Annotated in this window: 11 protein-coding genes, 1 tRNA gene and 6 pseudogenes; 10 read left to right on the top strand and 8 right to left on the bottom strand. The window is 69.7% G+C overall.

Annotation, left to right across the window (positions count from 1 at the left end; all coding sequences use genetic code 11):
- Positions 1 to 204 precede the first annotated feature (204 nt).
- Positions 205 to 1091, top strand: a pseudogene (locus tag ACFQ9Z_RS15920) (4Fe-4S domain-containing protein).
- Positions 1092 to 1345: 254 nt separating this feature from the next.
- Here the strand turns inward: ACFQ9Z_RS15920 and ACFQ9Z_RS15915 are convergent.
- Together ACFQ9Z_RS15915 and ACFQ9Z_RS15910 are read right to left on the bottom strand one after the other, a co-directional pair.
- Positions 1346 to 1441, bottom strand: a tRNA-OTHER gene (locus ACFQ9Z_RS15915).
- Between the two features lie 355 nt (positions 1442 to 1796).
- Positions 1797 to 2303: pseudogene (locus ACFQ9Z_RS15910) on the bottom strand (alpha/beta fold hydrolase); the annotation flags it as partial.
- 3 nt (positions 2304 to 2306) lie between these two features.
- On the opposite strand from ACFQ9Z_RS15910, the pseudogene ACFQ9Z_RS15905 reads away from it, so the two are divergent.
- Positions 2307 to 3005 (top strand): annotated as a pseudogene (locus tag ACFQ9Z_RS15905) (helix-turn-helix domain-containing protein); the annotation flags it as partial.
- A 49-nt stretch (positions 3006 to 3054) separates the two neighbouring features.
- On the opposite strand, the gene ACFQ9Z_RS15900 reads toward ACFQ9Z_RS15905, so the two are convergent.
- From ACFQ9Z_RS15900 to ACFQ9Z_RS15890, 3 genes are all read right to left on the bottom strand, one after another.
- Positions 3055 to 4335: a serine hydrolase domain-containing protein gene (locus ACFQ9Z_RS15900; protein ID WP_383016908.1), complete on the bottom strand. Its 1281-nt coding sequence runs from the start codon at positions 4333 to 4335 to the stop codon at positions 3055 to 3057.
- A gap of 224 nt (positions 4336 to 4559) precedes the next feature.
- Positions 4560 to 5225, bottom strand: a complete 666-nt coding sequence (locus ACFQ9Z_RS15895; RefSeq protein WP_383016905.1) for a response regulator — start codon at positions 5223 to 5225, stop codon at positions 4560 to 4562.
- Entirely contained in the window at positions 5218 to 6411 is a 1194-nt protein-coding gene (locus tag ACFQ9Z_RS15890; protein ID WP_383016902.1) for a sensor histidine kinase, read from the bottom strand. The genes ACFQ9Z_RS15895 and ACFQ9Z_RS15890 overlap by 8 nt, the downstream gene beginning before the upstream one ends.
- A gap of 692 nt (positions 6412 to 7103) precedes the next feature.
- Here ACFQ9Z_RS15890 and ACFQ9Z_RS15885 point away from each other — a divergent pair.
- From ACFQ9Z_RS15885 to ACFQ9Z_RS15850, 8 genes and pseudogenes are all read left to right on the top strand, one after another.
- Entirely contained in the window at positions 7104 to 7697 is a 594-nt protein-coding gene (locus tag ACFQ9Z_RS15885) for a GNAT family N-acetyltransferase (protein WP_383016899.1), read from the top strand.
- 17 nt (positions 7698 to 7714) lie between these two features.
- Positions 7715 to 7879 (top strand): annotated as a pseudogene (locus ACFQ9Z_RS15880) (BlaI/MecI/CopY family transcriptional regulator); the annotation flags it as partial.
- 13 nt (positions 7880 to 7892) lie between these two features.
- The gene (locus ACFQ9Z_RS15875; RefSeq protein WP_383016895.1) at positions 7893 to 8078 is read left to right on the top strand and encodes a hypothetical protein; all 186 of its coding nucleotides are present in this window, start codon (positions 7893 to 7895) and stop codon (positions 8076 to 8078) included.
- Positions 8048 to 8437, top strand: a complete 390-nt coding sequence (locus ACFQ9Z_RS15870; RefSeq protein WP_383016892.1) for a hypothetical protein — start codon at positions 8048 to 8050, stop codon at positions 8435 to 8437. Before ACFQ9Z_RS15875 ends, ACFQ9Z_RS15870 begins: the two co-directional genes overlap by 31 nt.
- A gap of 40 nt (positions 8438 to 8477) precedes the next feature.
- A pseudogene (locus ACFQ9Z_RS15865) lies at positions 8478 to 8558 on the top strand (AAA family ATPase); the annotation flags it as partial.
- A 189-nt stretch (positions 8559 to 8747) separates the two neighbouring features.
- Positions 8748 to 8918 carry a hypothetical protein gene (locus tag ACFQ9Z_RS15860; RefSeq protein ID WP_383016889.1) on the top strand — a complete coding sequence of 57 codons (171 nt, stop codon included), beginning with the start codon at positions 8748 to 8750 and terminating at the stop codon, positions 8916 to 8918.
- A gap of 278 nt (positions 8919 to 9196) precedes the next feature.
- Entirely contained in the window at positions 9197 to 9559 is a 363-nt protein-coding gene (locus ACFQ9Z_RS15855; RefSeq protein WP_383016885.1) for a YciI family protein, read from the top strand.
- Positions 9556 to 10824: an RNA polymerase sigma factor gene (locus tag ACFQ9Z_RS15850; protein ID WP_383016882.1), complete on the top strand. Its 1269-nt coding sequence runs from the start codon at positions 9556 to 9558 to the stop codon at positions 10822 to 10824. The genes ACFQ9Z_RS15855 and ACFQ9Z_RS15850 overlap by 4 nt, the downstream gene beginning before the upstream one ends.
- A 130-nt stretch (positions 10825 to 10954) precedes the next feature.
- Here ACFQ9Z_RS15850 and ACFQ9Z_RS15845 read toward each other — a convergent pair.
- The 3 genes and pseudogenes from ACFQ9Z_RS15845 to ACFQ9Z_RS15835 all read right to left on the bottom strand — a co-directional run bounded on the left by ACFQ9Z_RS15845 (position 10955) and on the right by ACFQ9Z_RS15835 (position 12405).
- Positions 10955 to 11640 (bottom strand): annotated as a pseudogene (locus ACFQ9Z_RS15845) (IS5 family transposase).
- Positions 11641 to 11689: 49 nt separating this feature from the next.
- On the bottom strand, positions 11690 to 12232 hold the full coding sequence (locus tag ACFQ9Z_RS15840) for a hypothetical protein (protein ID WP_383016879.1): 543 nt from the start codon (positions 12230 to 12232) through the stop codon (positions 11690 to 11692).
- The gene (locus ACFQ9Z_RS15835; protein WP_383016876.1) at positions 12229 to 12405 is read right to left on the bottom strand and encodes a trypco2 family protein; all 177 of its coding nucleotides are present in this window, start codon (positions 12403 to 12405) and stop codon (positions 12229 to 12231) included. Before ACFQ9Z_RS15835 ends, ACFQ9Z_RS15840 begins: the two co-directional genes overlap by 4 nt.
- Between the last annotated feature and the right edge of the window lie 272 nt (positions 12406 to 12677).

Genomic DNA, 12677 nt, shown 5'->3' with positions numbered 1-12677 from the left:
GAACCTGGGCTCCACTGCGCGGACCGGAAGTGGCCCCACCACGTAAGAAGTTGATCTGGCTCCGCTTACGGCCTGACCCGCGATTGATTCGGGGCGGGCTGGTGGGGCTGCTTCCGAGCCCCCTTCCTTTATTCGCAAAGCGCGGGATACCCCTGGACTTTGCGGCCGGTTGGCGGGCGAAGTGCGGAAGGGAGCGAGCGGGCTGTGGGCGAGGAGCGGTTCGAGGGGGGCTGGCGGGTCGACGAGCGGTGCACCAATTGCGACGTCGCCCGGCAGCTCGCCCCTGGCCTGATCGGCGAGGTCGACGGCCGGCCGGTCGTTCTGCGCCAGCCGCGGCCGAGCCGAGGTCCGGCGGCTGAACGCCGCGGCGCACGCCTGTCCCTCCCGGTCGATCCGTCCGCCGGCCGGGCGGCTGGAGGCGGCACTGGACCCCTTCCCGATGGCCCTGGACGACACCGTGCACCTGTGCGGGCACAACTCAACACATACCGCAGGGGCCAACTCCTACCTGCTACGCCGCCCCGGCGGCACCGCGATGATGGTGGACACGCCGCGCTGGAGCACGTCGTTGGACGCGCGCTACGAAGGGCTGGGCCCCGTCACCGATGTCCTGCTTACCCACCGCGACCACGCCGCGCACGGCCGCCGCTACGCCGACCGTTTCGGCGCCCGGTTGTGGATCCACGAGGGTGACCTCGATGCCGCCCCCGGACGCGGACTGTGTGCTTCGCGGTAACGACCCGGCGCAGATCGCCGAAGGGGTGGTCGCCTTCCCTTTCCCCGGGCACACCCGAGGCAGCGTGCTGTTCCTGGCGGACGAGCGGTGCTGCTTCAGCGGCGACAGCTTCTACTGGTCGCGCACCACAGCGGACATCGAGGTGGACGACAGTGTCACCTGGTACTCCATCAGTGAACTGGCCGCCTCCTTGGCCCGGACCGCCGACCGCCTGCGCTTCGAGTGGTTGCTGCCGGGCCACGGCGACCGCCGACACCTGTCGGCCGACGACATGGCCCAGCGGCCGCGGCGACTGGCAGCGCGTACCCGCGGACTGCGACCCCGTCCCATCGATTTCACCGCGATGCGCTGGTAACGGCCCGACTCGCGCGGTCGATCCATGTCAGCCGTGACATGACGGTCGCCGCGGTGTGAACAAGAAGTGGGCCCGCGCGGCCTGCCGACAAGAACGTTTACAACGCGCCCTTTTTAGGATGAATGCACTGTTTCGTCCGCCCGACGGCGGCAGGGTTTGTGCGTCGATCACAAGGTTGCCGCGGCGACATGAGACGGGAGGCCGCCCGGCGGGGCCGTCGATCATCTGCTTGCCCGCACCCAGGGGGATCGCGGCGGAGAGGGCAGGATTCGAACCTGCGTGGGCCCCATGGGGGCCCGACCATGAGGCGAGCTCGTCAGTCCCCGATCAACCACTCCGGGCACCTCTCCCTGCTTCCGGCTTTTAGGCTTCGCGCCGGCCACAGGAACAACGATGGCAGGAGTCGCTGACCGCGTCCTGACACCCAGCTGACCGAACAGCCGGGCCCGGTGCTGGCCGGGCATGCACCGCGAGGTCCCCTCTGCAGCGTGGGTCAGGGAGGGTTGGGCGACGGTGTCGGCCGCCTCGCTCCAGTGTGGCGCGCTGAAGGCGGCGATGAGGACGTCCGTCACTCCTGGGCATGACGCGACCGCCAGAACGCACGCCTGTGCGGGAATCAGGCCCGGCAGGATGAGGTCGGCGAACTCCTGGTCGCCCATGCCGGGCAGTTCCCCGCCGCGGCCTGCCCAGCAACCGTGGGGACGGTCAGGCCGCCGGCGCGAATGCGGTGATGGCGTCGACGAGGTCGGCCGGGGCTTCCAGCGGGATCAGGTGACCGGTGTGAGGGACCACCACGAAGTCGGGTTGGGAGAGGTAGGGCACCAGGTTTTCGCGGAGCACGCCGACGGGCTCCACCTGGTCGTGTTCTCCGGCGACGACGAGAACGGGCATGCTGACCATGCGCGTGTGTTCGGCGATGTCCTGCGCGATGCCGTGCAGCGGCCACTCGGTGCGGGCGGCGTCGGCGACGGTCCGCGAGTCGGTCACGATCTGCGCCTTGACCGGCTCGGGAAGCTCGGTCGCGGTGAGGACGTGATCCCGTGCCCCGGCCACGGACTCGGCGGAGTCGTAGGCGTGCGACAGGGCTTCCTGGTACTCGGGAGTGACCTGTGCGGCAGGCTTCGCCGGGCCGGAGCCGACGAGAACCATGCCACGCAGGCCGGCGGGCCGGGTGGCCGCGACCAGCTGTGCGACCTTGCCGCCCATCGAATGTTTGCCGTCATCGACGCCGGACCCGGCTCGGTCACCGTCGATTTCCGCCACCACCCGCTCCAAGACCGGTCCGCGGTGTGGATTCCACCCGGCGCCGTGCACCGGTGGGACGACATCGCCGACGTGGCAGGGCACCTCGTGCTGTTCGTGCCGACCGCGCCGGTCACCCACGCCACCCGAGAACTGGTCGCCTCCCCTGACCCGGCCGCACACTGGATCATCCCCGACGCCGACTGGCCCTTCGTCGACACGGCGCGCGACCATCTCCTCCTCGAAGCATCCGCCCCACCCAGTGACTCCCGGACGGAGCTGCCCGAAATCCTGCTCTCCGCGCTCATCACCCGGCTGCACCCGCCGCACGCCGAAGCACGGCTCACCCCTCAGGTGTTCCGGTTGTTCCGCTCCAGCGTCGAAGCGCACTTCCGGCAGCACCACGACGCCGGCTACTACGCCCGTGCGCTGGGATACACGCCCCGCACCCTCTCACGAGCGGTGCAGCAGGCCACCGGCCGCACCGCGAAGGCGTACATCGTCGAACGGATCGTCCTGGAGGCCAAACGGCTCCTCGCACACGACCGCCTCACCGCCGCCCGCTGCGCCGACGTACTCGGCTTCCCCGACGCATCCAACTTCTCGGTGTTCTTCCGCAAGGCGACAGGCATGCGCCCGGGCGCGTGGCAGGCGACGGTGGCCACCGAGTGAGGGCGTCGGCAGCAAGGCGGTCGGCGGAGGCGGCTGGTGTCCGCGGCCGTCAACCGGCCGGGCTGTCCGAGGGCTGGGGCTTGCCGAGCATCTGGCAGGTCGCGGCTTCGACGAGGGCCTTGTTCGTGGTGGCGGCCTTCTTTTCCTTGATGCCGAAGTTCGTGATGGTGAAGACCGCGACGCTACGGGTGCCGGTGGCGTCGGTGTAGATCTCACTGGAGTAGCCGGGCAGGCCACCGGTGTGCCCCCAGACCGTGCCGCAGGGCGTGTCCACCTTGATCAGGCCCAGACCGTAACCTCCGCCTTCCTCGGGGGCCTCCACGGTGGTGCGCATCTGCTTCATCTGGGCCTCGGGCAGCAACCGGCCGGACATGAGCGCGGTGAGGAAGCACTGCCAGTCCTGCGCGGTGGAGACCATACCGCCTGCCGCCCACGACCAGCTCGGGTCGATGGCGGAGGTGTCGACGTTGTCCCCGGGGCGTTCGGGCCCGGCGAATCCGACGCCCTCGGGCAGGTCCACGGTCCCGGAAAGGAGGGCCTTCAGGCGCTTGGCGTCCGGCTCGTAGCCGGACGCGTGGCGTTTCCCGGCGGGCCAGGCCGCGTCCGTGGCCAGGAACGAGTCCTTCATGCCGAGCGGCTTGGTGATCTTCTGCTCGATCAGCTCGGCCAGACTGCTCCCGGTGGCCTTCTCGAGGATCAGCCCCAGCGCCTCGTAATTGGCGTTGCTGTAGGAGTACGTCTTGCCGGGCTCGGTCGGCGGGTCCTGCTCAGGGGTGATGGCGAGCAGTTCCTGCGGCGTCCAGGTGCGCTGCTCCTGGCCGGTGAGGGAGGGCAGGAATTCCGGGGTCAGCAGGAAGTCTCCCAGGCCGCTGGTGTGGTTGAGCAGCATCCGTACGGTGATGTGCTCACCGCCTCTGACCAGGCCGGGCAGCCACTTCTCGACCGTGTCGTCGAGCCCGATCCTCTTCTCGGCGACCTGTTGCAGGACGAGGGTCGCGGTGACCGTCTTGGTGTTGGACCCGACTCGGAACCGGTCGCCGGCGGCGAGGCGGTGGTCCTCCTTGGTCCAGGCGGCCTGCTTGGCGATCTCGACGGGCTTCCCGTCGCCGGAGTCGACCCGGACGATGACGCCCAGGGAGCCGGTGTCTGCCGCCTGCTGCGCGAGGCGGGCCAGCCGCGCGTCGGCCGCCGGGCTCGCCGCGCTCTGCCCGGCCGCCGGTTCGGCCTCGTCCGAGCAGCTCGCGAGCGCCGCGCCCAGGCAGGTCGTCAAGGCGATGGTCAGCGCTGCGCGGCGGATTCGGTGGCGGCGGGACAGTCTGGGTGCGGACATGGCAGTTCCCTTCGGCGCGAGACGATGTGCTGCGTGCGTCGAGGGACCGGGCGATCGCCTGATGAGCGGCCGTTCGGCGGGTCCCGCGCACACCATCCATTCAGTCAGTGGCGCGCCACTGGTACATCGCTCGATGGCGGGCTTCCCACCGGCGCAAGGTCACTCCAAGGAATGACTCCGCGGGGTACGGCGCCCCGCCGGCCCGCCCTGCGACCGAGGGCGGGTCAGGACAGGGTGTTCCTGGCCAGCACCGCCGCCTGTGCCCGGCTCTGGCAGCCGGTCTTCGTCAGCACGCGGCTGACGTGCGTCTTGACCGTGTGCAGGCTCACCACGAGCCGGTCGGCGATCTCGGCGTTGCTCAGCCCGTCCCGGATCAGACGCAGCACGTCGACCTCCCGCTGGGTGAGGTCCCTCAGCCGGGCCAGGTCATCGTCGCTAGGCTGGCGCCGGCCGCTGAGATGGCCCTGGATGATCCGCTGGGTCACCGCGGGGCTCAGCGCGCTGTGCCCGGCCGCCGCGGCACGCACGGCCGCAGCCAGCTCTTCGTACGAACTGTTCTTCAGCAAGAAGCCGGAGGCCCCGGCCATCAGCGCATCGTCGACGTAGGCGTCCAGGTCGAACGTGGTCAGCATGAGCGCCCGGCTGCGCCCCGGCCCGAGCAGTCCCCGGCGGCCCAGCTCGCCCAGCGCCCACAGGCCGTCCCGGCGCGGCATCCGGATGTCCATCACCAGCACATCCGGCCGCAGCCGCGCACACACCTCGACGGCTTCCTCACCGTCGTTCGCGGTGCCCGCCACGGTGATGTCCGCCTGGCTGTCCAGGATCACGCTCAGCCCGGTGCGGATGACCGGCTCGTCGTCCACGACGAGCACACTGATCTGCTCAGACATCCGCACGCTCCAACGGCATCGTCGCCGCGACACGGAAGCCGCCGTCACCGGTGGGGCCCGCGGTGAGTTCGCCGTCCAGCGCGCCCACCCGCTCCTCCATGCTCACCAGGCCGAGCCCGACGCCCGCGCCGGCCGCGGCCTGCCGCACGCCGCGGCCGTTGACGATCTCACACCGCAGCTCTCCGCCATCTTTGCCGCTGACGGTCACCTGGACGGGCGCTCCGGGCGCGTGCCGGCGGGCGTTGACCAGTGCCTCCTGCACGACGCGGTACACCGCCAGCTGGACCGGCCCCGGCACGGACTGCGGCGCGACGTCCGTCGTCAGCTCGACCGTTCCGCCCGCGGCACGGTGGCTGTCCAGCAACGCGTCCAGCTCACCGAGGTCCGGCACGGGCTGGAGCGGGACGGCGTCCGCGGGATCACGCAGCATCCGCAGCAGGTCACGCAGCTCGCCGCTGCTCTGCCGGCCCGCCGCCGCAAGGCCGTCGACATGGGCACGGGCCCAGTCGGGCAGCTCGCCGCCGCGGGCCCGCAGCGTCTCCGCATGCACGACGAGCAGGGTCAGCGAGTGCGCGACCACGTCGTGCATCTCACCCGCGATCCTTGTCCGCTCGCGTTGCGTGGCCTGCGCCGCCTCCAGGGCCTGTGCCCGGCGCGCGTCGGCCGCCCGCCGCTCGGCCGCGGCCAGCAGTTCCTGCCGGGTACGCGCGGCGAACCCCATCACCCAGGCCAGCGGCATCGGGGCCAGCACGGCAAGGACGTCCAGGCCGCCCTGGAAGTCGCCGGAGTCGGTCGTCATCCGGTTCAGCCACACACCGGCCACGCTCAGCATGCTGACGCCGAGAACCGCCGACACGGTCCGCCGCCGGCTCACGCCGTGGTGGCCCAGGTTGTAGAGCAGCACCGCCAGCGGCAGGAAGACCAGCGGCGACAGCTTGGCCCCCTCGCCCGCACTCCCCACCAGCGCCGCCAGAAGAGCCCCGAAACCCACGACGAAGGCGGTGGCCGGCAGCCGCCGCCGCAGCAGCAGAACCACCACGCCCACCGCCTCGTACGCCATGAGCGATACCCAGGCCGGCCCGGAGGTGTCCACGTACGGCTGCGACAACAGCGCCGGCACAAACGTCAGTACGACCAGCCCGGCATCGGCACCCCAGCCGGGCCACCTGCCGTCCCTCACTCTCATCCGTCCGACACTACGACCTCGCACACAGGGCTTCGTCACTCCAAAGAGCCACTTCGCGTCACCTCGCAGAACCCATCGAGCAGCGACGACGCCGAAAGCCAGCACCGGACGTTCACGGCAGTCCGGTGGCCAATCCCGCTACGGACCGCCCACCTGCCGACAGGCCGCGGCGGACAGCGCGGCCACAGGGCGGTGGTGACGATCTCGTCCGCGACCGTGGTGAACCCGGGCTCACGTGACGGCGCGCCGCTGCTACGTCCGCTGCCACTCCACGCTCCCGGCGAACGGCCGAGGCGTAGCGCTCACCGAGTTCCAGGCATGAAACCCGGCCGAGCCGTCGATCATCACAAGACAGCCGACCACTGACCCTACGTCCGTGAGCGCGTTGACCGTGACGGTACGGAGACCGGGGGCGGATGGTGTTTTCCCGTCGCTGACCTGCGCTGTCACGAAACTGCGGCCAGAGCCGCGAAAGTGCCCAGGTGACGGCCTCGGGGAATTTGAGTTTCAGTCATGCTGATCTGCCGGCTCAGCTGGTGGGGGATTGGCGAGCGGTGTCTCGGATGAGGACGAGTTCGGGCACGGCATTCGTGCGGCCCTGCTCATGTCACGGACCGACCGGGTGATCATCACGTCCGCCGAGGCCGTAAAGCGATGGACAGTCCTCCGGTGCTGGGGCGAACATCTCCGCGATGAATCACGAACCTCTCTCCATCTCCAAACGCGTCCGTTTCGTCGAGCTCAGCGCGAAGGCTCTGCGGGCACTTGCCGACGGTGACCTCGCCGGCGGCAGCGCAGAGGCCGGGGTCGCCCTTGACGAATACTTCGTCTGCGACCGGGCCCGCTGGATCTTCGGCTATCGCGCTGACCAGCTCGCCAAGGACCCGTCTGCCGCGCCCTGGATCACGCGGGCCGCGGTGTCCGAGCCGGACGGGGCCGTTGTCGGCGACGCCGGGTTCCACGGACCACCGGACGAGGCCGGCATGGTCGAGGTCGGCTACACCGTCGTGCCCGGATATCGCCGCCAGGGCTATGCCCGCGCCATGCTGAGGGCGCTGCTCGTCAGGGCCGCCACCGAACCCGGTGTCAGGACCGTGCGGGCCAGGATCGGCTCCGACAACACCGCCTCCCTGGCCGCAATCGCGGGCTTCGGTTTCACGCGCGTCGGCGAGCAGGGGAACGAGCGCGACGGGCTCGCGCTGGTCTTCGAGGTCCCGGCAGACGCGATCCAGGCCAAGCGGCGTACGGCCTCGGCGGACATGGCGCGTGACCCGGTCGGCCCGTGACGTGAAAAGCGGGGCGTAGCCACGTGTACGCGCCCGTGGATGACCAGGCCGGGCATACGGCGGCGGGGATGCACTCGCTGCTGGACGAAGGCGGGGATCGCGCCGCGGTGCTGGCGCGGTTCGTGTCGGGCCTGTCGCCGGAGGACGAGCAGTTGCTCGAGCAGCTGCTGCACGGCGACTGACCCGGGGGGAAGTGTGTTCTGGCCGGTGCCGATGTATCTGCCGCTGTTGGTGAGCGCCGTGCTGGCGTTGGTGATCAGCCGCTTCGGCATCATGTTCTTCAGCGACCCCGCCGCCGCCTTCGCCAAAATCGCCGCCGCACTGCGCCCGGGCGGCCGCGCCGCCCTGCTGTGCGCCGCCGAACCCGAGGGCAGTGGCTGACCGCCCTGGCCACCCTCGCAGACCTGCTGCCGCTGGACGGCTTCGGCAAGCCCGGCCCCGGCATGTTCTCCCTTGCCCCGCCCGGCGCGGCGGCCGCCCTGCTGAAGCAGGCGGGGTTTCAGAACGTACGCACCGAACACGTCACGGCCTACGGCAGTTGGGGACACACCGCGGCAGAGGCCGCCGACTTCCTGCTGAACTCCGGACCCGGCCGCCACCTCCTCACGCAGACCACCCCCAGCACCGCCACCCACGCCAAGGCCCGCCTGACCGACGCCCTTCGCCCCCACGAAGGCGACGCCGACCTGCGACTCCGCAGCACCGGCTGGCTCCTCACCGCCACCACACCCGACGCCTGACCTTGCAAGCTCCCCTCCACCTGCACACAGCGCAGGCGAGGCCGCGACGAAGGGCTACCGCGTCCACTACACGCTCGCCACGAAGCTGGTCAACGAGCTGGTCGAGGCCGCCGACGAGAAGCATTCGATATATCACCGGTCCAATCATCCGCTCAGACCTATGCGCGAGGTTGTCGTCCAGCCAAGGGCGCTGGAGTAGCGAACACGGCCGGACAGGACGGTCCTGCCCGGCCGTGTCACCACCCGGACGTCAGCCGCGGAAGCGGGAGAGCCGGGTGCCACCGGCCTTCTGCTCGGGCACGTCCTGGTCGTGCTCCTGGTGCTCGAGCCCGGCCCGCTCGGCTTGAGGCTCGGCGGTGATGGCGCGCTGCCCGCGTTGGGCACCTGCTCCAACCCCGACAAGGGCGACGCCCAATCGGACATCCTCATCACCTCGCCCGAACGGCCGTACGCGCTCATCGGCCAGCTTGTGACCCTGTAGAAGTCCACCGGTGGTCTTCGGCGGCCGGAGTGCACGCCCGCGCTCGGCGAAGAGGACCCGGTCAGCACGGAGATCTACCTTCTTCGTCGGCCCGGTCGACAAGATCGGCGACGGACCGGCGGGAGGGCGATCCCTCACAGGTCGGCCGCGTCTGCTTGGGTGATCGTCACGTCGCCGGTGTATCGGTCGAAGAAAATTCGAGGAGGGCTGTCGAATCCGGGCCGGCCGTTCGACATAAGTGTGTCAGGCAACAACAAGTACCTGGAAGGACAGCCATCATGGCTCAGTACGCGATCCTCATCTACACGAAGGCACACGTCGACGATGCCGAGGTCATTCCCGGGGCGCGGGAGGCGCATGACCGCCACTTCGAGGACATGGTGGAGTCCGGCGCCCTGCTCGCGGCGTTCGCGCTGCAGCCCGCCACCGACACAGCGACCTCGATCCGCGACGACGTGATGACGGACGGCCCGTTCGTCGATGCCAAGGAGGTCATCGCCGGCTTCGCCATCATCGAGGCACCCGACCTGGACGCCGCTCTGAAGATCGCTCGGGCCAATCCCGCCACTCAGCAGGGCGGCGGTGTCGAAGTGCGGCCCGTCGAAGGCGGCTTCATCGCGCATCGGCCCGCTACGGCATGACGCCCCCGGCAGACGTCGAGACGGCGGTCTCGGACGCGCACCGTCGCGGGTGGGCCCTGGTGCTCGCCGCGACGGCACGCGTCGCGCGCGACCTGGACCTGGCCGAGGAGTGCGTGCAGGAGGCGTATGCCGCGGCCCTGGCGAACTGGGCCCGCGACGGGATCCCGGACATCCCGGAGGCGTGGCTCACTACCGCAGCCAAGCGGCGCGCGATGGACACGGTGCGGCGCGAGCAGACGTTCCGCTCGAAACTCCCGCTGCTGGTAGAGCCCGAGGAGACCGAGGACGAGGTGGCCATCGACGAACCGGCCGCCGTCGCGCCGGAGGACGTGGTCCCGGACGAGCGGTTGCGACTGATCTTCATATGCTGCCACCCGGCGTTGGCGCAGGAAGCGCAGCTGGCACTCACGCTGCGGCTGGTGTGCGGGGTGGCGACCGCCGATATCGCCCGGGCGCTGCTGGTATCAGAGTCGACGATGGCCGCCCGGATGACCCGGGCGAAGAAGAAGATCTCGGCTGCGCGGATCCCCTTCCGGCTGCCGGAAGCGGCTGAGCTGCCGGATCGACTGCGCGCGGTGCTCGGTGTGATCCATCTGCTATTCACCGCCGGGCACACCGCGCCGTCAGGCGCATCGCTGGTGCGTAATGACCTGGTGGACCAGTCGCTTCGGCTGGCCCGGATGCTGCGGGAGCTGATGCCCGACGAGCGGGAGGTGCGGGGGCTGCTCGGCCTGCTGCTGGTCACCGACGCCCGGCGTGCCACCCGGGTCGACACCGACAGTCGCCTGATGCGACTGGAGGACCAGGACCGATCGCTCTGGGACCGCTCGGCGATGGCCGAGGCGCACGACCTGATCGTGGACGGGCTGCGCGGCGGTCGGCCGGGCCGCTATGTCCTGCAGGCGGCGATCGCCGCGCTCTACGCCGAGGCACCGTCCTACGCCCAGACGGACTGGCCACAGATCGTGACTCTGTACGACGAGTTGCTGTCGGTGTGGCCCTCACCAGTCGTGGCGTTGAACCGCACGGTAGCGGTGTCGATGGTCTCCGGTCCGGCACAGGCACTGAAAGAGATTGCGGAGCTGGAGAAGGACGGCCGACTCGCGCGATACCAGTACCTACCGGCGATCAAGGCGGACCTGCTGCATCGCCTCGGCCGCTCGGAAGAGGCTGCGCTCGCCTACCGCCAGGCGCTGGAGTTGACCGGCAACGACGCCGAGCGCCAGTTTCTGACCGAACGCCTCGCCGGTCCGCATAGGGCATAGGCACCGGGCTCTCGATGACCGGCCCTCATCCGAGACTGCCCCGGGAGCCAGCTTCGGCAGGTCGGCCGCCCCGGCTTGGTACTCCTCCGAACTCAGGGCGACCGTGCGATGTGCCGCCTTAGAAGTCATTTCACTTGGTGAGTCTGCGGTGACATATGAGAGTCGCGGCGATGGCGGTGAAAGCGAGGAAGTGTTCCGGCTTGCGCTCGTAGCGGCGGTGGAGGCGTCGGCAGCCGGACAGCCAGGACACGGTCCGCTCCACGACTCCGCAGGTGGCGGTAGTCATAGCCCTTGTCACCATGCAGCTTGCCGGGCCGCCGGCGTCGCGGGCCGCGACGGGAGCGGATGGGCGGAATGCCGCGGACCAGCGGGATGAGAGCCTGGCTGTCGTGGAGGTTGGCGGCGGAGATGCCGACCGACAGAGGCAGTCCCTGGCGGTCGACAATGAGGTGATTTTCGATCCCTTCTTGCCGCGGTCGGTCGGATTCGGTCCCGTCAGCTGCCCCCTTTGAGGGCCCGGACGCTGACGGAGTCGATCGCCCACCGCGACCAGTCCAGCTCACCCCGGGCACCGAGTTCGTCGGTCCACTCGGTGAACCGCCTGAAGGCGGTGACCCCCGAAAGACCGAATCCCGGCGGCAGTTGGTTCCAGGTGCAACCCGAGGTGGCCACGAAGATGATGACGGCCAGCACCTCCCGGTCCCCTCGTCGACGGTGCCCTCCACCCTGCGGGCGAACCGGCGCCGGCGGCACCACCCGCTGGAACAACGTCCACAGGTCATCCGGCGCCATCCGCTCGACAAGCGCAGCAGTCATCACCCCAGACTGCCGCAAGATCACGCCAACTGAAATGGCGTCTAGATGGTCACTGCTGAAGAGGGCCGCACCCGACATCCCGCTCCACAGCGACGTGCCCCCCGGTGACCGGTGGCGACCCCGTCTCGATCTGCAGGTTCAGGCACCGCACCCGGTGCCGCAAGCCGGATTGCGGGAGTACCTGCCCCCGTACGTCCTCCGGGTTGACCAGACGCTTGGCGCCGGCCTGTGCCACACCCGACCTCGGAAAGCCCAGTGCCTGAGCGGGAACCGCCTTTTCTCCGACGAGACGTCCCAGCCGGACGGGTCCGCAACGGCCGCCCGATTCAGGCTCGAAGGGAGCGCGGGAGGTGGACTCCAGGAGTGCGAAATCCAGTTCCCCGGTCTCCCGTACCACGACGCGAAAAGCGTGCGCCTGCGGCAGATCGTAACGGCCGTTCGTCCGTGAGTATTTGCGGACCTCGACAGTGGAGCCCTCCGGTCCTACGCAATGGCCCGCCGTGAGTGCGGCTTCCGGTGTCAGCAGATAACCCGAACCCCGGCGGTCGGCGGCGCGCAGGGAAATCAGCCGCTCGATTTCCGGACCCGTCATTCCGCGTCATCTCCCTTGTCGGATACTTGAGTGCCGGACGGCAGCGTGAGCTTCACGGTGACCCGGTGCGTGCTGGATCTGGCGTGCGTGAACTCGCCCCCGGCCTGAACGACCCAGAACTGCACACCCGCCTTGCCCCCGGCGTTGTTAGTGATCTCCACGGCGGCCTCCACCTCGACCTCCGCGACGCCGAAGCGCAGTTCTTCCCCCCGCGCGCCACTGAGCCGCCAACAGCTCGCTCCGCAGCGCCGTGATCATGCCTCCGAGGCCCAATTCATGGTCCTCGACTGGTTGTTGCTCGTCGGTCATGGCGGTTCCTTCACCGCAAAGCCTTCCGGTCAAAAAGGTGACGGGGAAGGGAAGGCGGGGAGCGGCCCCTTTACTTCCGTGCTCGAAAGTCCACGGCCGAACGGCAAGCCCAAGCCTTGATCGGCGGAGGAATTCC

It is taken from the genome of Streptomyces sp. NPDC056580, from assembly GCF_042793175.1.
In the GTDB taxonomy this organism is placed as follows: Bacteria; Actinomycetota; Actinomycetes; order Streptomycetales; family Streptomycetaceae; genus Streptomyces.
This window is presented reverse-complemented; position numbering and strand designations above follow the sequence as displayed.